General features: G+C 75.9%; 13 protein-coding genes. 10 read left to right on the forward strand and 3 right to left on the reverse strand.

The window, feature by feature from the left end; translation table 11 throughout:
- Positions 1-44 precede the first annotated feature (44 nt).
- On the reverse strand, positions 45-578 hold the full coding sequence (locus tag BJ983_RS01765; protein ID WP_179792220.1) for a TetR/AcrR family transcriptional regulator: 534 nt from the start codon (positions 576-578) through the stop codon (positions 45-47).
- An 83-nt stretch (positions 579-661) separates the two neighbouring features.
- On the opposite strand from BJ983_RS01765, the gene BJ983_RS01770 reads away from it, so the two are divergent.
- The 5 genes from BJ983_RS01770 to BJ983_RS01790 all read left to right on the forward strand — a co-directional run bounded on the left by BJ983_RS01770 (position 662) and on the right by BJ983_RS01790 (position 6422).
- The gene (locus BJ983_RS01770) at positions 662-1519 is read left to right on the forward strand and encodes an aldo/keto reductase (protein ID WP_179792221.1); all 858 of its coding nucleotides are present in this window, start codon (positions 662-664) and stop codon (positions 1517-1519) included.
- Positions 1516-2175: an alpha/beta fold hydrolase gene (locus BJ983_RS01775; RefSeq protein WP_179792222.1), complete on the forward strand. Its 660-nt coding sequence runs from the start codon at positions 1516-1518 to the stop codon at positions 2173-2175. Before BJ983_RS01770 ends, BJ983_RS01775 begins: the two co-directional genes overlap by 4 nt.
- Positions 2176-2188: 13 nt before the next feature.
- Positions 2189-2953, forward strand: a complete 765-nt coding sequence (locus BJ983_RS01780; RefSeq protein ID WP_179792223.1) for an SIR2 family NAD-dependent protein deacylase — start codon at positions 2189-2191, stop codon at positions 2951-2953.
- A gap of 61 nt (positions 2954-3014) precedes the next feature.
- Complete coding sequence (locus BJ983_RS01785; RefSeq protein WP_179792224.1) at positions 3015-3968, forward strand: YihY/virulence factor BrkB family protein; 954 nt, start codon at positions 3015-3017, stop codon at positions 3966-3968.
- A gap of 90 nt (positions 3969-4058) precedes the next feature.
- Positions 4059-6422: a molybdopterin cofactor-binding domain-containing protein gene (locus BJ983_RS01790; RefSeq protein WP_179792225.1), complete on the forward strand. Its 2364-nt coding sequence runs from the start codon at positions 4059-4061 to the stop codon at positions 6420-6422.
- A gap of 56 nt (positions 6423-6478) precedes the next feature.
- Here BJ983_RS01790 and BJ983_RS32025 read toward each other — a convergent pair whose 3' ends face one another.
- Together BJ983_RS32025 and BJ983_RS01800 are read right to left on the reverse strand one after the other, a co-directional pair.
- Positions 6479-8035: a LuxR C-terminal-related transcriptional regulator gene (locus BJ983_RS32025; protein ID WP_179792226.1), complete on the reverse strand. Its 1557-nt coding sequence runs from the start codon at positions 8033-8035 to the stop codon at positions 6479-6481.
- On the reverse strand, positions 8032-10434 hold the full coding sequence (locus BJ983_RS01800) for an Hsp70 family protein (RefSeq protein WP_179792227.1): 2403 nt from the start codon (positions 10432-10434) through the stop codon (positions 8032-8034). Before BJ983_RS01800 ends, BJ983_RS32025 begins: the two co-directional genes overlap by 4 nt.
- Before the next feature lie 311 nt (positions 10435-10745).
- On the opposite strand from BJ983_RS01800, the gene BJ983_RS01805 reads away from it, so the two are divergent.
- The 5 genes from BJ983_RS01805 (at position 10746) to dnaJ (ending at position 17879) form a co-directional block, all read left to right on the forward strand.
- The gene (locus BJ983_RS01805; RefSeq protein WP_179792228.1) at positions 10746-11708 is read left to right on the forward strand and encodes an IniB N-terminal domain-containing protein; all 963 of its coding nucleotides are present in this window, start codon (positions 10746-10748) and stop codon (positions 11706-11708) included.
- 293 nt (positions 11709-12001) lie between these two features.
- Entirely contained in the window at positions 12002-14008 is a 2007-nt protein-coding gene (locus BJ983_RS01810; protein ID WP_179792229.1) for a dynamin family protein, read from the forward strand.
- Positions 14005-15582 carry a dynamin family protein gene (locus BJ983_RS01815; protein ID WP_179792230.1) on the forward strand — a complete coding sequence of 526 codons (1578 nt, stop codon included), beginning with the start codon at positions 14005-14007 and terminating at the stop codon, positions 15580-15582. The genes BJ983_RS01810 and BJ983_RS01815 overlap by 4 nt, the downstream gene beginning before the upstream one ends.
- Before the next feature lie 89 nt (positions 15583-15671).
- Positions 15672-16691 carry a heat-inducible transcriptional repressor HrcA gene (gene hrcA / locus BJ983_RS01820; RefSeq protein ID WP_179792231.1) on the forward strand — a complete coding sequence of 340 codons (1020 nt, stop codon included), beginning with the start codon at positions 15672-15674 and terminating at the stop codon, positions 16689-16691.
- Positions 16692-16727: 36 nt separating this feature from the next.
- Positions 16728-17879 (forward strand): molecular chaperone DnaJ, encoded by a 1152-nt coding sequence (gene dnaJ / locus BJ983_RS01825; RefSeq protein WP_179792232.1) that lies wholly within the window; start codon positions 16728-16730, stop codon positions 17877-17879.
- The last annotated feature ends 13 nt before the right edge of the window (positions 17880-17892 follow it).

Consider the following 17892-nt stretch of genomic DNA (forward strand, 5'->3'; position numbering starts at 1 on the left):
GCACCCACCGGACTTACAAAGTCCGACAGGCTCTATAGCCCCACTTAGTGCTCACATGCGGAGCACACCAGGTCCATTAATCGCGCCGTCCGGGCGCGGTCGTCGGCGCCCTGCAGCGTGACGAACGCGCCGACCAGCAGCGTCACGACGTCGTCCGCCTCGACCCCGGGACGGAGCGAGCCGTCGGCCGCACCCGCCGTCAGGAAGGTGCCGACCGCCGCGTCGACGGACTCGCGCGTGCGCAGCGAGGCGAGCGAGCCGTCGGCGACCATCGCGCGGAAGGTGTCGGCCATGCCGCGCTTGGTGAGGACGAACTCGGCGTAGCGGTCGAGCCAGGCGCGGAACGCGGTGGCGGCGTGCGGGCCGGGGTCGACGTCGCGGCACAGCGACTCGAGCTCCGTGCGGTAGACGGCCTCGACGAGCGCCTCGCGGGTGGGGAAGTGCCGGTAGAGCGTCCCGATCCCGACGCCGGCGTCGCGCGCGATCTTCTCCAACGTCGGGTCGCCCCCGGCGAGGAACGCGGCGGCCGCCGCCTCGAGGAGGCGGGCGCGGTTGCGGGCGGCATCGGCGCGGGGCATATCCGGAGGTGCCTCCGTTTCGGTGGTAGCGTCCTCGTTGGAACCGGAGGCTACTCCGGATCGTGACGACGAGGGGTGGAGCCATGCGTCCCGGAGGAACCGCGAAGCTGGGGGAGCGCGAGGTCGCGCGCGTGGGGTACGGCGCGATGCAGCTGCGGGAGGAGGGGCCCGACGACGGTCCGGTCGCCGTCCTGCGCCGCGCCCGGGAGCTCGGGGTCGACCACCTCGACACCGCCGAGTTCTACGGCGACGGCGTCGTGAACCGGCGCATCCGGGCGGCGCTCGGGCCGGACGACGACGTCGTGGTCGCCACCAAGGTCGGCGCGGAGCCGGCGAGCGGCGTGATCGACCTGCGCCTCGCCCAGCGCCCGGAGCAGCTGCGCGCCCAGGTCGAGGCGAACCTGCGCTCGCTCGGCGCGGAGCGGCTCGACGTCGTGAACCTCCGCCGCGCCGATGCCCCGCCCGGGCTCGTCGCCGAGGGCGACCAGGTCGTCGACCTCGACGACCAGCTCGCCGTCCTGACCGCCCTGCGCGACGCGGGCACCATCGGCGCGATCGGGCTCTCGCAGGTGTCGGCGGACCAGCTGCGCCGGGCTCTCCCGGTCGGCATCGTCTGCGTGCAGAACGCGTACTCGCTGGTCGACCGGTCGTCCGAGCCCGTGCTCGACCTCTGCCGCGAGCACGGGATCGCCTGGGTGCCCTACTTCCCGCTCGGCAGCGGGTTCGCCGGTCAGACCCACGTGACGACGCTCCCGTCCGTGCGGTCCGTGGCGGACCGGATCGGGGCGACGCCGTCGCAGGTCGGGCTCGCCTGGGTCCTCTCGCGGTCGCCCGGGTCGATGGTCATCCCCGGGACGCGGTCCGTGGGGCACCTCGAGGAGAACGTCGGCGCCGGGTCGGTGTCGCTCTCGGCGGAGGACCTCGCGACACTCGACGCGTGACCCGGATCGTCCTCGTGCACGGCGCCGGCAGCGGCGCGGCGTACTGGTGGCGGGTGCTCCCGCTGCTGCCCGACGCGGTCGCGGTCGACCTCCCGCCCGACGCCGCGACCTGGGAGGAGTGCGTGGAGGTCGTGCACGAGGCCGCCGATGACGGAGCGGTGCTCGTCGGGCAGTCGATGGGCGCCTTCGTCGTCGCCCTCGCAGCCGCTTCCTTCCCGACGTCGGGTGTGGTGCTGCTGGCGCCGATGGTCCCGGCGCCGGGGGAGACCGCCGGGGCGTGGTGGGAGAACACCGGGCACGCCGAGGCGGCCGCCGCCGGCGCCCGGGCGCAGGGGCTCGACCCCGCCGTCGTCGTGCCTGGGCCGGAGTTCGACGTGGACGTGACCTTCCTGCACGACGTGCCGCCCGAGGTGCTCCCGGAGCAGCTCGACCCGTCGTGGCCGCCGGGCGCCCTGTTCGACGCGCCGTACCCGCTCGAGGCGTGGCCCGACGTCCCCACCCGGGTCCTCGCCGCCCGGGACGACCGGCTCTTCCCGCTGCCGTTCGTGCAGCGGCTGGCCCGGGAACGGCTCGGCGTCGAGGCGGAGGTGCTCCCGGGTGGGCACGTCGTCGCCCTCGCGCAGCCGGCCGCCGTCGCCACCGCCCTGAGGGCGTGACACGGTGGAATCCATGGTGGATTCCGGGGCGGACGACATCGAGCGGGCCCGCGAGCTGATCGCCCGCGCGCAGCGGATCACGGTCCTCACGGGCGCCGGGGTGTCGACCGACTCCGGCATCCCCGACTTCCGCGGCCCGCAGGGCGTGTGGACGCTCAACCCCGCCGCCGAGCTGATCTGGAACTACGAGAACTACGTCGCCGACCCCGAGGTCCGGCGCACGGCGTGGCAGGAACGGGTCGAGCACCCGATGTTCCGCGCCGTGCCCGGGAAAGCCCACGCCGCGCTCGTCGAGCTCGAGCGCTCCGGGAAGCTGCTCGCCCTGCTGACGCAGAACATCGACGGACTGCACCAGAAGGCGGGCTCCTCGTCCGAGCTCGTCGCCGAGCTGCACGGGTCGAACCACGGGACGGTGTGCCTGAGCTGCGGGACGGTCACGCCGATGGCCGACGCCCTGGAGCGGGTGCGCGCCGGCGACGACGACCCGACCTGCGAGCGCTGCGGCGGCATCCTCAAGGCGACGACGATCATGTTCGGGGAGATGCTCGACTCCGAGGTCATCATGCGGGCCCGCGACGCCGCGCTCGCCTGCGACCTGTTCCTCGCCGTCGGCACCTCGCTCGGGGTGCACCCGGCGGCGGGGCTCGTCGGGGTCGCCGCCCAGGTCGGGGCCGACGTGATCATCGTGAACGCCGAGCCGACGCCGTACGACGACGTCGCCTCGGTGGTGCTCCGGGGCGGGATCGGCGAGGTGCTCCCCGAGGTGCTCCGCATGTGAGCACAAAGGGGGCTGATAGCCCCACTTAGTGCTCACCTGCGCGGAGCGCACACTGGCTCCCATGACGCGGTTCGGAGCGGTACGACGACGGGTCGCGGACTCCGCACCCGTCGTCCGGCTGGTCCGTACGGTCGGGCGCTACCGCGACCGGGACGGCAACCACCACGCCGCCGCGCTCACGTTCTTCACCCTGCTCGCCCTCGTGCCGCTGCTGATGCTCGCCGTGGCGGCGACCGGGTTCGTGCTCGCGGCGGACGGCGTGGTGCTCGCCCAGCTCGACGCCGCGCTCGCCGTCGCCCTGCCGGTGGGGGCGTCCGGTGCGGTCGGCGGGGTGGTGCACACCGTGGTGGCCGAGCGGGGCCGGCTCGGGATCCTCGCGCTCGCGATCGCCCTGTTCTCCGGCTGGAGCTGGATCGCCCACGTCCGCGACTCGGTGACGGTGATGCTCGGCCAGCCCCGCCCGCGCGGTCGGCTGTGGCGCACGGTCCTCTCCGACGTCGTGACCCTGCTCGGCATCGGGGTCGCGATGGTGCTGTCGTTCGCCTCCGCGGCCCTCACCGGCCGGATCGGGACGCGCGTGCTCGAGACGCTCGGGCTCGGCGGCACGCCGGTCGCCCGGATCGTGCTCACGGCCGGGTCGCTGGTGATCGGGCTGGTGGCGAACTGGGTGGTGGTCGGCTGGTGCCTCGCCAAGCTCCCGCGGGCCCGGCGTCCGGTGCGGGAGGTGCTGGTGCCCGCCGCGGTCGGGGCGCTGGGCCTCGCCGCGCTGCAGCAGCTCGGCGGCCTGTACCTGCGGCTGCTGACGCACTCACCCGCCGTCGCGACCCTCGGCGCCCTCGTCGGGCTGCTCCTGTTCGTCTACACGCTGATGCGCTGGCTGCTGCTGGTCACGGTGTGGAGCGCGACCTCGGCGACCGACGCGGAGGTCACGACGACGGGTGGCCTGCGCCGGGCGGGAGGGACGCTGGCCGTCGGCGCGTCGGCGGGGCTGGCCGCGAAGGTGCTGCGAATGTGAGCACTAAGTGGGGCTATAGCCCCACTTAGTGCTCACCTGGCCGAAGGCCACCTTGCGTTCGAGCGCGCTCGAAGGCCTAGCGTCAGCGGCGTGCCAGGATCGATTCTCGGAACTGCCGTCCGCCGCGTCGAGGACCCGGAGCTGATCCGCGGTCACGCCACGTACGTCGACAACATCGTTCCCCCGGGTGCCCTGCACGTCGTGTTCGTCCGCTCGCCGCTGGCGCACGCGCGGCTGGAGGGCGTGAGCGTCGACAAGGCCCGCGAGGCTCCCGGCGTCGTGGCGGTGCTGACCGCCGACGACCTCGTCGACCTGCCCGACCATCGGCCGTTCATGGTCCTCAACGACGCCTGCGCCCGGCCGCTGCTCGCACGCGGGAAGGTGCGCTTCGTCGGCGACATGGTGGCCGCGATCGTCGCGACGACCACGGCCGAGGCGGTCGACGCCGCCGAGCTGGTCGAGGTGGACTACGACCGGCTCGAGGCCGTCGTCGACCCCGAGGCCGCGCTCGCCGCCGACGCCCCGCTGCAGTTCGAGGAGCTCGGCTCCAACCTCGCGGCCGGGATGCGCGACGCCGAGGAGGTCGACCCGCTGGCCGACGCCGACGTCGTGGTGCGCGCCCGCATCGTCAACCAGCGCCTCGCCGTCGCGCCCATGGAGGGCAACTCGGTGACCGCCGAGCCCGCCTCGGGCGACTACGACGCCACCATCCACGTCTCCACCCAGATGCCGCACGGGCTGCGCGACCAGGTCGCGAAGCAGTGGGGCTGGGACCCCGAGCGCGTCCGCGTGATCGCCCCGCACGTCGGCGGCGGCTTCGGCGGTAAGGCCGGCCTCGCGCCGGAGCACGCCGTGGTCATCGAGCTGGCCCGCCGGCTCGGGCGGCCGGTCACCTGGACCGAGACCCGCAGCGAGAACCTCACCGCGATGCCGCACGGTCGCGGTCAGGTGCAGTACGCGGAGCTCGGGCTGCGGCGCGACGGGACCATCGTCGGCCTGCGCGCCCGGGTCGTCGGCGACGCCGGGGCCTACGCCGGGTTCGGCGGCGCCCTCGCGCTCGGCCCGACCCGCAACATGGCCCAGGGCGTCTACCGCATCCCCGCCATCTCCTACGGCGCCGCGGCCGCCCTCACCACGACGACGCCGGTGGGCGCCTTCCGCGGGGCGGGTCGCCCCGAGGCCGCGGCCATGCTCGAGCGGATCATGGACCTCGCCGCGCTCGAGCTCGACGTCGACCCCGCCGAGCTGCGCCGCCGGAACTTCCTCGCCCCCGACCAGTTCCCGTACACCACCGTCACCGGCTCGCTCTACGACTCCGGCGACTACGCCAAGCCCCTCGACGAGGCGCTGCGTCTCGCTGGGTACGACGAGCTCCGGGCCGAGCAGGCCCGTCGTCGGGAACGGGGCGACCGCGTGGTGCTCGGCATCGGCCTCGGGGTCTACGTCGAGGTCACCGCGGGGGGCGCGGCGCAGGAGTACGGGAAGGTCAGCGTCGACGACGACGGCGGGGCGACCGTCGCGGTGGGCACGTCGGGGCACGGGCAGGGGCACGCGACGTCGTTCGCGATGATCGTCGCCGACCGGCTCGGCATCCCGATGGAGCGCATCCGCTTCGTCCAGTCCGACACCGCGGCCGTCCCGCACGGCGGCGGCACGGGCGGCTCGCGGTCGCTGCAGCTCGCCGGGTCGAGCGTGCTCGTCGCCGCCGACACGGTCCTCTCCCGCGCGCGCGAGGTGGTCGCGTCGGTCTTCGAGGCCGCTCCGGAGGACATCGCGGTTCTCGACGACGGGTCGGTCGGCGTGGCAGGCGTCCCCGGCCGGTCGATGACGTGGACCGAGGTCGCCGCCGCCGCGCACGAGCAGGGCGTGTCGCTGGCCGAGGCGCGCGACGAGTCGCAGCCGGGCGCGACCTACCCGTTCGGCGCGCACGTCAGCGTCGTCGAGGTCGACCTGGACACGGGGCGGGTCACGCCCACCCGGCACATCGCGGTCGACGACTGCGGGCGCGTGCTCAACCCGACCCTGGTCGCCGGTCAGCAGCACGGCGGGCTGGTGCAGGGCATCTCGCAGGCGCTGTGGGAGGGCTTCTCCTACGACGCCGACGGCAACCCGGTGACGGGCTCGTTCGCCGCCTACCTGCTCCCGACCGCCGCGGAGCTGCCCACCTTCGAGGCCGCCTCCACCGAGACCCCGACCCCCTACAACCCGCTCGGCGCGAAGGGGATCGGCGAGGCGGCGACGATCGGGTCGACGCCGGCCGTGCAGAACGCGGTGGTCGACGCGCTCGCGCACCTCGGCGTCCGGCACGTCGACATGCCGCTCACCCCGGACCGGGTCTGGCACGCGATCCGCGACGCCGAGGCCGGGACGCTCGCCGACCCGTGGTCGGAGCCGCCGGCGGTGTTCGCCACCCTCCCGGTCCGCGGCGCCTCGGCCGACCCGGAGGCGGCGTAGGTGGACGTGTAGGTGCGCTGCGCGCATGTGAGCAGTAAAGGTCGCTATCGCGACCTTCAGTGCTCACATGCGACCAGCACCTTCAGCTCGCTGAACAGCTCGGCGCGGCTCTCCGACCCGAGACGACGGCGGATGCGGGCCACGTGGTGCTCGACCGTCTTCGTCGACAGGAAGAGCCGGCCCGCGATCTCGCGGTAGGTCAGCCCCTCGAGGACGAGTTCGGCGATGTCGCGCTCGCGGTCGGTCAGCGTCGCCGACGCCTCGCGCCGGGCGCGGGTCACCGCGACGGTGCGGGAGGTCCCGGCGTCGGGAAGCGGCTCCGGGGCCGGGCCGGGGGCGGTCGGGACCCGACCGGCCTGCAGCGCGCGGGCGCAGGCGAGGAGGGCGGCGGAGTCGGCGCGGTCGGTCGTGCGGATGGCGGCCTCGCCGGCGAGGCGGGCACCGTCCCACCCGAGCCCGACCGCGCGCAGGGCCGTCGCGGTCGCCGTCACGGCGTCGGCGTCGATGTCGCCGGCGAGCACCGCCAGCCACACGCGGGCGGCGCGGGCGGGGGCGACGGCGCGGTCGTTGGCCTGCGCGGCGTCCTCGAGGGCGGCCGCGTGGGCGCGGGCGGCGTCGTGGTCGTCGGCGGTGATGGCGGCGTGCAGCCGCGCCCAGTGCCAGGCGGTCGACCACGACGGCGGGTCGCCGAGGGCCGCGAGCAGCGCGGTCGCCTCGGCGAGGTGCGGGTCGACCCACCGACCCTCGCCGAGCCGGGCCGCGGCGATCGCGAGTTCGCCGACCGGCAGCAGGCAGTAGAGGTCGACCGGGTGGCGGAGCAGCGCCTGGCGTGCGCTGGCCCAGAGGTCCAGCAGCCGGCGGGTGTCCCCGGCGCGGCGGGCCAGGGCGACCTCGCACGCGACGGTCATCAGCGCGTCGCGCGGCTCCGGGGTGCCCGGGAGGTCGTCGGCGACCGCCAGCGCGGCCCGGGCGGCGGCCTCGTCGTCGCGGAGCATCGCCGACCAGGCCCGCAGGAGCACGTGGCGGCGGCGCAGGGCGGGACCGCCTAGATCGGCGTCGACGGCGAGGTCGAGCAGCGGCTCGGCGAGCTCGGGCTCCCCGCGGTGCAGCGCGAGCAGGGCACCGAGCGCGGCGGGGGAGTCGGCGGCCGGGCTCTGTTCCCCCGAGGCGGCGAGCGAGGTCGTCGCGCGGACGAGCAGGGACAGCGACGTGCCGGCGGTGCGGTCGCGCCCGTCGATCGAGGCGAGGAGGCCCTCGGCGGTCAGCGCGTCCGCACCGTCGCGCAGTCCGGGCAGGACGTCGTCGGCGGGGGCGACGGCGGCGCGCGCCTCCGCGGGGGAGCCGGTCCCGAGCAGGCTCACCACCGCACCCGGCGTGCCCGCGCCCTGGCGGGCCAGCCAGCGGTGCACCTCGGCGGCCCGGGCGAGCAGCCCGCGCTGCGGGAGGACCGCCGCGAGCACCCGGGCGCCGAGGAGGCGGTCCGGACCGTCCCCCGTGCGCAGCGCGTCGTCGGCCAGCCGCAGCGCGGTGTCCGAGTCGCCGGCGAGCGCCGCGCGGGCGGCGGCCGCTCCACCGCCGGGCAGGTCGACCGGGGCGGGGTCGGGGGCGGTCACGAGGCCGTCCCGGTGGTCGGGGCCGCGCTCCCGGAGGGCGCGGGTCCGGAGGCGACCGGGGTCTCGGCGGTCGGGGCGGCCGCGCTCGACGGCGCCTGCGCCACGGGGCTCGCGACGTCGGGCGACGGTGCCACCGCGGCGGGGGCGGGGTTCCCGACGACGGGTGAGGGCGCGGCCGGAGCGGCCGGTGCGGCGGGGGCCGGAGCGAGGGCCGCCGGTGCGGCGGCCCCGGCCTGCGGCCGCAGGTTCTGCGCGGTCGGCGTCCGGGAGGAGCGGGTGGTCGTGGTCGTGGCCGGGCGCCGTGTGGTCGTGCCGGTCGGCGACGAGCTCCCCGAGGTCTCCGTAGCGGCCTGCCCGCCCACGGAAGGCTCGGTGGACGGCTCCGTCGCGGGGGAGGGGGCCGCAGGGGCGGTGGCCGCGAGGGGCGGCGCCGCCGGGGCCGCGGCCGGCGTGGGTGCGGTGGTGGTCGGGAGGGGGGTGCTCGTGGAGGTGCGGGCCGAGGTGAGCCCCGGGATCGGCACGGCGACGGCCACGACGGCCAGCGCGATCAGGGCGACGGCCAGCAGGATCCAGGCGCGGTAGCGGCGCAGCGGGCCCACGGGGGCCAGGTCGCCGACCGGGGCGGCCGCCGTCGCGACCGGCGGGCGCGGCACGTCGTCCCCGACGATCCGGGGACGTTCCATCAGGGCCGTCGACCCCGACCGCGCGGGGCGCCGGAGCTCCTCCTCGGGAGCCGGGCCCCAGCCGTCGGCGTCAGCGGTCGGCTGCGGGGCCGGCTGGGGTGCCGGCTCTGCGGCCGGGCGACGACGGGCCGCGGACGCCCCGAGTGCGGCACCGGCGGTCATCGCGGCCCCGGCCGCAGTGTGCCGCTCGACAGGTGCCCCGACCGGGGCACCGAGCGCCTGCCCGTTCGGCTGCGAGGCCGGCTCCGCGACGGTGGCCGCGCTGCGGCGCCCGGCCTCGATGCGGCGCCGCTCCCACACGTCCGCCGGAACCGCCGCGAACGCGCCGGAGGCCGGGCTCGTCGTCGGCGAGCCGGAGGCCGAGCCCGCCGCGGCGAATGATGAGGACGTCGGACCCGCCGTCGGGATGCCGGCCGGACCCACCGCGGCGAACGATCCCGAGGCCGGGCCCGTCGCCGAGAGGGAGCCGGAGGCCGGACCCGCCGCGGCGAACGATCCGGAGGCCGCACCCGCCGCGGCGAACGATCCGGAGGCCGGACCGGTCGTCGGGACGCTGCCGGAGGGCGTGCCCGACAGGACCTCCTGTCGGCGGGCGTTCGCGTGCCCGGCGGCGGTCAGGGCCGCGCCCTCGGCGACGACGGTGACCGGGTCGAGCTCCGGGCGCACCGGGCGGCCGAGCTCCTCGGCGAGCAGGCGGGCGACGAGCGGGATGCGGGCCGAGCCGCCGACGAGGACGACCTGGTCGGGCACGACATCGGCGGCCTCGAGGGTGCCGGCGAAGGCGTCGACGGTGGCCGCGACGAGGGGGGTGATGCGGGCCTCGAGGTCCGCGCGGGTGATGCGGACGGTCGTGTCCAGGGGCCCGACCGCGATCCGCACCGACGCCTCGGTGTCGGTCGACAGGCGCTCCTTCGCGCGCCGCGCGGACTGCTGCAGCGCGGCGAGGGCGTGGCGGGAGGCGTTGTCGTCGAGCGCGGCGATAGCCTCGTCGAGGGGCTCGCCCAGCTCCTCGCGGACGTGGGCGAGGACGGCGCCGTCGACGTCGGTACCGCCCGCACGGACCGGCGCGCCGGAGTCGGCGAGCACCTCGGTCGTGGTGGTCCCGGGCGCGGCGGTCCCGCCCTCCGTGCCGACGGCGACCACGCCGCGCGCGCCCCGACGGATCACGGCGGCCCGGAAGCGGCGGCCGCCGAGGTCGTAGACGGCGGCGACCCGGCCGGCCCGCAGGCCGCCGAAGGTCGCCGCGGCGAGGACGGCGGCGCGCGACTCCGCGACGAGGACGGCGTGCCCGAGCCCGACCCGCACCAGCGCCCGGCGCAGCGTGCGCTCCCGGTGCGCGCCCCACCCGGCGGGGTGGGTGACGGCGAGCGAGCGGGCCGCTCCGCCCTCGAGGGCGGCGACCCGGCGGACCGCGGCCAGGACGATCTCGGCGGCCACGTCGTCGGCGGCCCAGGGCTCGTCGCCCACGATCAGGGGGACGTCGTCGCCGAGCCGGGCGGACACGTCGCGGACGGCGCGGTCGGGCTCGAGCGCGGCCCGTCGCTCGGCGTCCGCGCCGGTACGCACTACCCCGTCGGTCCCGCGGTGGGCGGTGGCAGGCATGATCGGCGAGCCGTCGCTGCCGAGGCCGACGGCCTCGGTGCGCGTCTCTCCGTCACGCAGGACCGCCGCGACCACGGTCGTGCTGCCCAGGTCGACCCCGAGGTCGTAACCCACCGTATCCCCCCCATCACTCGGTTGACCGCACATCGGCGCTCGACCGTCAAGCGCAACATACTGCGCCAATCGGAGGAACAAGAGTCACGGTTGAGGCACGCCACCCAAGTGGGCGTCGAGACTCGGGTGAACGGTGGGGCTGGTGGGGTGAACGGACTCCCGGGGGGCGGTGACCGTGGGGGGTGGTCGGATCCCCCTCCTCCCCGGATCGGGTTCGCGGGGGGAACACCGATGGCAGTAGGGCTCGGGATTCCTAACGTTGCTCCCAACGCCGGATCAGATAGGTCCGGAAGGAGCACCTGGAGAACACGATGCCGGCGACCGAGGCCAAGACCCTGCTGCAGTTCCTGCTCGACCTGCTGCGCGACCCGCAGACGCAGGCGCAGTTCGACGCCAACCCCCAGGCCACCCTCGCGGCCGCCGGCCTCGACGGGATGTGCTTCGCCGACGTGCGGGACGCGCTGCCGCTGGTCATGGACCACGCGCCGGCCGCCGTCGCCGCCCGCTACGACGACGACGTCCGCGCCGCCTCCGCTTCGGCCGTCGCGGTCGTCGGCGAGGAGCACCACCACGGTGGCCACGGCGGCGAGCACCACTGGATCCCCGGCCCCGTGCTGCCCCCGCACACCCCCGAGGTCGAGAAGGTCATCCAGCAGCTGCAGTACGTCACGAACAACTACGCCTACGACTCGCACGACACGAACCTCGAGACCAACCTCGAGCAGAACATCCGTGCCAACGGCGACGTGACCACCACGCTGAACCAGCCCGTCGCCTCCGGCGCCGGTGCGGTGGCGGCCGGCGGGGACATCACCTCCCCGGTCGCGACCGGCGAGGGCTCGGCCGCCGGCGACGGCAACATGGTCAACCACGACGGCACCGCGTCCTTCGGCGCCGGCGACGCCTCCAGCGTCGGCGGCTCGATCGCGGCCGGCGAGGGTGGCGCCGTGTCGCTGAACGACGCCGCCACCGGCGCCAACACCGACAACTCGGCCGAGAACTTCGGCTCGGGCGCGGCGTCCAGCAACGCCGCGGCGACCTCGGACCACTCGGTCACCGACAACTCGACCGACACCGCGACCGCGACCGACAACTCGCAGGAGACGGACAACTCGCAGCACAACCCGGTCAACACCGGCGCGGGTGACCTCGACTCGACCGAGCGCGAGGCGTCCCCGCTGTTCGCCCACGAGGACGCCTCGGGGGCGGCGGACGCCGACACCCTCGCGGCCTCCCACGAGGCGCAGCACCACGACGTGGTCACCCACGCCTGAGCCGCACCCACGTCCCGGGGGCTGCCCCCGCTCTTCGCCCCCGGGACGGGTCGTGGCGACCGCGCCCGCCGCGACCCGCTCCGAACAGCCGGGACCCCTCCACGTCAGGGGTCCCGGCTGTTCCCGTGTCCGGCACCGATTCGAGCTCCGACGTCGAGCTCCGATGTCCACCGTCCGAGGCGTCCGCGTCGCCCCGGAGCGGTCCGGATCGCGCGTTAGAGTCGGCCGAACGGGCCAACGCACTGCTCTGGAAGCGGTAGACCCGAGAGCGGAGATCGACGCGGGGGGACGACGTGGAGGGGAACGACGCCGGGACGCCGGACCGGGACGAGGCACGGGCGGTGACCGCCCTGGCGGTCCGCGCCGCCGCGGCCTACGGCCGCCCCGACCTGGCGGCCGACCTGGGTGCGGCGGCGGACCGCCTCGCGGACCCGGGGGCACGCGTCCTCGTCGTCGGGGACTTCAAGCAGGGCAAGAGCGCGCTCGTCTCGGAACTCGCCGGCACCTCCGTCTGCCCGGTGCACGACGACGTCGCCACGCGGCTCCCGACGGTGGTGCGCCACGGCCCGGAGCCGGTCGCGGTGCTCGTCGCGCCGGCCGAGGAGGGGGCCGAGGACGCGACCGAGGTCCGACGTCGGGTCTCCTCGACCGAGCTGACCGCGGCCGTCACCGGCCGGGCCGAGCGGGGCCCCGCCTGGACCCACGCCGAGGTCGAGCTGGTCGACGGTCTCGTCGGCGACGGGCTCGTCCTCGTCGACACCCCGGGTGAGGGCGGTCCCCGCTCCGCCCGCGGGCTCACCGTCCGCGCCGGCTTCCCGGCCGCGCACGCCGTCGTCGTCGTGACCGACGCGTCGCGGGAGCTGACCGCCCCGGAGCTGGCGCTGCTCCGCGCCGCCGACCGGCAGTGCGACACCGTCGTCCTGGCCCTGACGAAGGTCGACCTGCACCCCCGGTGGCGCGAGGTCCGCGACCTCGACCGCCGCCACCTCCGCGCCCACGACCTCGAGCGCGTCCGCGTCGTCCCGGTGTCGGCGACCCTCGCCGCGTACGCCCGGCGGCTCGGCGACGACGACCTGCTGGCCGAGTCCGGGGTGCCCGCGCTGGCGTACCTGCTGCGCACCGAGGTCGCCGACCCGGCGGGCGCCCGGCACACCGTGGCGGTGCTCGACCAGGTCGCGGAGGCCGTCACCGAGTTCTCCGCCGCCCTCGAGGCCGAGCGGATCGGGCTGGAGGACCCGGCCCGGGCCGCCGAGATGGCCGGGGAGCTGACCGCCGCGCGGGACCGCGCCGCCGAGCTCAAGGAGCGCAGCGCCCGCTGGCAGCAGACGTTGGCCGACGGCGTCGCCGACCTCGTCTCCGACATCGACTGGGACCTGCGCGACCGCATCCGCCACGTCGTCCGCGCGGGGGAGGAGGCGCTCGACGCGGCCGACCCGGCGTCGTCGTGGGAGACCTTCGCGCCCTGGTTCACCGAGGAGATCTCCGAGGCGGTCACCACGACGTTCATCTGGTCCGGGGAGCGCACCTGGCGCCTCGCCGAGCGGGTCGCCGAGCACTTCGCGATCTCCGGCGGCTCGGTGCGCTCGCAGCTGCCGGGGGCCTTCGACTCTTCCGACGGGACCGCGCTGGTCGCCCCCACCCCGCCGGAGTCGCCGCTGGAGCAGACGATGCCCGGCGGGATGGTGGTGCGGGCCGAGCTGCCCGACGTGCCCGGGATCGACCTGCCCGACCTCGAGCGGATCGGGTGGGCGAACGGCTTCGTCGTCGGGATGCGGGGGTCCTACGGCGGGGTGCTCATGGTCGGGATGGTGACCACGCTGTCCGGCCTCGCGCTGATCAACCCGTTCTCCGTGGGGGCCGGCGTGCTGCTGGGATCGAAGACCATCCGGGACGAGCGGAAGCGCGCGCTGCAACGACGGCGGGCAGAGGCCAAGCAGGCGGTCCGCCGCCACGGCGACGAGGCGCTGCACCTGGCGAGCAAGCGCTCCCGCGACCTGCTCCGCGACGTCCAGCGCACCCTGCGCGACCACTTCACCGCCGAGGCCGAGTCGCTCGCCCGGTCGGTGGCCGAGGCGGTGACCGCAGCCGCCGCGGCGCAGGAGATCGAGAGCGGACGCCGCGAGCGGCGCCTCCGGGACGTCACGGCCGAGCTCGCCCGCGTGGAGCTGCTCGCCGGGCGGGTGGCGGCGTGCCGGGCGGGCTTCGCCGCCGTCCTGCCGCGCGAGGGGAACCCTCGTGCCACAAGAACGCTCGAATACTCCCCTCGCGACCGGGAGCTGACATCCGGAGGCGTCCGGTGAGCCGGCTCCTCGACGAGACCCGCGGCGTCCTCGACCACGCGATCACCGTCTTCGCCGCCGACCCGCACGTGGTCGGCACCCTGACCGCGCACCGCACGCGCCTCGGCGGCCCGCTGCGGGTGGCCCTCGCCGGGTCGATCAAGACCGGCAAGTCGACGCTGCTCAACGCCCTGGTCGGCGAGCAGATCGCGCCGACCGGGGTGGGGGAGTGCACGCGGGTCACCACCCACTACGCGGACGGCCCGAGCCCCCGCATCGGTGTCACCTACCGGGGCGCCCGCCGCGACGCCGACCCCGTCGAGCTGCCCGCCCTGCACCGCCGCGGCTCGTTGGTGATCGAGACCGAGCGCCTCGACCTCGCCCGCGTCGCCGCGCTGCACGTCGACTGGCCCACCCAGCACCTGCGCGACGTCACGCTCATCGACACCCCCGGCGTCGACTCGGCCGTGACCCGCAGCGTGTGGGGCGAGTTCTCGGAGGACGTGGTCGACTGCGTCGTCCACCTCGTCCGTCACCTGCACGAACCCGACGTCGCGTTCCTGGAGTCCTACGGCGACCGCGTGGCGGAGAACGTCGGGGCCGCGGGCACGTTCGTCGTCCTCAGCCGGGCCGACGAGGTGGGCGGCGGCCGGGTGGACGCGGTGATGGCTGCCCAGCAGGTCGCCCGCCGGTACCGCACCGACCCGGTGCTGCGGCCGTGGTGCGCCACGACGACGACGGTCGCGGGCCTCGTCGCGGAGACCGCCCGCACCCTGCGCGGCGTGGAGTTCACGGCGCTGCGCACGCTGTCCCGCCTCGACCGGGCGGAGCTCGACGCCCAGCTCCTCACGGCGGACCGGTTCGTGCAGGCGTCCGGAGTCCTCCCGTCCGGCACCCGGCTCGCCCTGCTCGACCGCTTCGGTCTGTTCGGGGTCCGGCTCGCCACGTCGCTGCTGCGTCGCGGCGTCGACGACTCGGCCGCCCTGGCCGCGGAGCTCGCCCGCCGCAGCGGCCTCGACGAGCTGCGCGACATCCTCGAGCGGCGCTTCCTCGCCCGCCGCGACGTCTTCCAGGCCCGCTCGGCCCTGCTCGCCGTCGACCGGTTCCTCGCCCGTGCCCGCGATGCCTATCTCCCGACAGAGCAATCGAGCACGCCGATAGGGGGTGCGGCCGGCCCCCGTCCCTCCCCGGTGCCGCGCACCGTGGCGCCGGCGGCCCTGGCCGCCCTCGCCGAGCACGTGGACCGGGTCCGCGCCGGGGCGCACGGGATCGTGGAGCTGGACGTCCTCACCCGGCTCCGCCGTCGACCCCTCGACGTGCCCGGCCGCGCCGGCGCCGCGCTGACCGAGGAGGCCGAACGGCTCCTCGGGGGCGAGGGCCCGTCCGCCCCGGCGCGCCTCGGCGTCGCGGAGGACACCGCTGCGGGCGAGCTGCGCGCCGTCGCCCTGGCCGCCCTGGGCCGCTGGCGCGGGCACGCGGAGAACCCGTTCGCCGACGCCGACGCCGTCGAGACCGCGCAGGCGGTCGTCCGCTCGCTCGAGGGGGTGCTGGTCGAGCTGCCGCGCCCGGTGGCGGTCGGAGTGGCCGGAAGCTGAGCCGACCACGCTCACGGCCGTCCCACCCCGTATCCATGTCTCGCCTACCATGGAGTGTCGGGTTCGGGTCGCGTGAGGAGGTCGAGGGGATGAACGCCGAGGAGCGCCGTGTCGCGGTCCTGCGAGCGATCGTCGCCGACTTCGTCGCCACCAACGAACCCGTGGGCAGCAAGGGCATCGTCGACCGGCACAACCTCGGCGTCTCCAGCGCCACGGTGCGCAACGACATGGCCGCCCTGGAGGACGAGGGCTACATCATCCAGCCGCACACCAGCGCCGGCCGGATCCCGACCGACAAGGGCTACCGCCTGTTCGTCGACCGGCTCTCGCAGGTCAAGCCGCTCTCGGCGGCCGAGAAGAAGGCGATCGCGACCTTCCTCGACGGCGCGGTCGACCTCGACGACGTGCTGCGCCGCAGCGTGCGGCTGCTCGCCCAGCTGACGCGGCAGGTCGCGGTGGTGCAGTACCCGACGCTGACCCGCTCGACGGTGCGGCACCTCGAGGTCGTGAGCCTCACCCCGGCCCGCCTGATGCTCGTGCTGATCACGGACACCGGCCGGGTGGACCAGCGGGTGGTCGACCTCGGCGACGTGCTCTCCGACGACGACGTGGCGCGGCTGCGGGCGATGCTGAACCAGGCCCTCGTCGGGAAGCCCCTGACGACGGCCGCGGCCGCGGTCGCGACCCTGCCCGAGGAGGCCTCCGACCTGCGTACGGTGGTGACGACGGTGAGCGCGGTGCTGGTCGAGGCGCTCGTGGAGCACCCCGAGGAGCGTCTCGTCCTCGGGGGCACCGCGAACCTCGCCCGGCACGGCGCCGACGCGGCCTCGCTGCGCGGCGTGCTCGAGGCGCTCGAGGAGCAGGTGGTGGTGCTGCGCCTGCTCGCGGCGTCGAACGACCCGGCCCAGGTGACGGTGCGCATCGGTGAGGAGAACGAGGCCGAGGACCTGTTCGCCACCTCGACGATCTCCATCGGCTACGGCCCGGTCTCCGCACCGGCGCTGGGCGGGATGGGGGTCGTCGGGCCGACCCGGATGGACTACCCGAGCACGATCGCGGCGGTGCGGGCCGTCGCGCGGTACGTCGGCGAGATCGTCGGCGGACGCTGACCGGAACGCTCCCCAGGACAAGGACGACACAGAAGCGTGGCCACGGACTACTACGACATCCTCGGCGTCAGCCGGGAGGCCGACGACGCGGAGATCCGCCGGGCGTACCGGAAACTCGCGCGTGAGCTCCACCCCGACGTCAACCCCGACGCCGCGGAGCGGTTCCAGCAGGTCAAGAGCGCCTACGAGGTGCTCTCCGACCCGGAGAAGCGCCGCATCGTCGACCTCGGCGGGGACCCCAACGCGACGGCGGGCGCCGGGGGCTTCTCCGGCGGCGGGTTCGGCGGGGCCGGCTTCGGCGGGCTCGGCGACATCATGGACGCCTTCTTCGGCGCGGCCGGCGGCGGTGGCGGGCGGGGTCCGCGCGGTCGCGTGCAGCCCGGCGAGGACGCGCTGATCCGCATCGACCTCACCCTCGAGGAGTGCGCGGCGGGTGTCGCCCGGGAGCTCACCGTCGACACCGCGGTGCTCTGCGAGCGCTGCCAGGGCGGCGGCGCGGAGGCCGGCTCGCAGCCGGTGCCCTGTGACACCTGCGGCGGGCGCGGCGAGATCCAGAACGTCCAGCGCTCGTTCATCGGGCAGGTCGTCACGGCCCGCCCGTGCCCGGTGTGCCGCGGCCTCGGCGAGATCATCCCGAACCCCTGCCAGCAGTGCGCCGGCGACGGCCGCGTGCGGGCGCGCCGCACGGTCACCGTGCAGGTGCCCCCGGGCGTCGGCGACGGCATGCGCATCCGGATGGCGGGCCAGGGCGAGGTCGGCCCCGGCGGCGGGCCCGCCGGGAACCTCTACGTCGAGGTCACCGAGGCCCCGCACGAGTACTTCGAGCGCGACGGCGTCGACCTGCACTGCCACGTCTCCCTGCCGATGACGGCGGCGGCGCTCGGTACCACGCTGCGCCAGCGCACGCTCGAGGGCGACGAGGAACTGCACGTCGACCCCGGCACCCAGCCCGGCACCGTGCACACGCTGCGCGGCAAGGGCATGCCGCGGCTGCGCTCCTCCGGGCGCACCGACGGCCGCGGCGACCTGCTCGTCCACCTCGACGTGGCCGTGCCCGAGAAGCTCGACGCCCGCCAGACCGAGCTGCTCCGGGAGCTCGCCACGCTGCGCGGCGAGGAGCAGCCGGAGTACGCGGGCCAGGCGCGCAACGGGCTGTTCGGCCGACGCAAGGCGGGGCGCACCCGGTGACTCGTCCCCCATG

It is taken from the genome of Actinomycetospora corticicola (genome assembly GCF_013409505.1).
GTDB classification, from domain to species: Bacteria; Actinomycetota; Actinomycetes; order Mycobacteriales; family Pseudonocardiaceae; genus Actinomycetospora; species Actinomycetospora corticicola.

What these genes read in the sequence shown, in the direction of transcription:
- BJ983_RS01765 (WP_179792220.1), bottom strand. Translation starts at nt 578, where the DNA reads ATGCCCCGCGCCGATGCCGCCCGCAACCGCGCCCGCCTCCTCGAGGCG.
- BJ983_RS01770 (WP_179792221.1), top strand. Translation starts at nt 662, where the DNA reads ATGCGTCCCGGAGGAACCGCGAAGCTGGGGGAGCGCGAGGTCGCGCGC.
- BJ983_RS01780 (WP_179792223.1), top strand. Translation starts at nt 2,189, where the DNA reads ATGGTGGATTCCGGGGCGGACGACATCGAGCGGGCCCGCGAGCTGATC.
- BJ983_RS01785 (WP_179792224.1), top strand. Translation starts at nt 3,015, where the DNA reads ATGACGCGGTTCGGAGCGGTACGACGACGGGTCGCGGACTCCGCACCC.
- BJ983_RS01805 (WP_179792228.1), top strand. Translation starts at nt 10,746, where the DNA reads ATGCCGGCGACCGAGGCCAAGACCCTGCTGCAGTTCCTGCTCGACCTG.
- hrcA (WP_179792231.1), top strand. Translation starts at nt 15,672, where the DNA reads ATGAACGCCGAGGAGCGCCGTGTCGCGGTCCTGCGAGCGATCGTCGCC.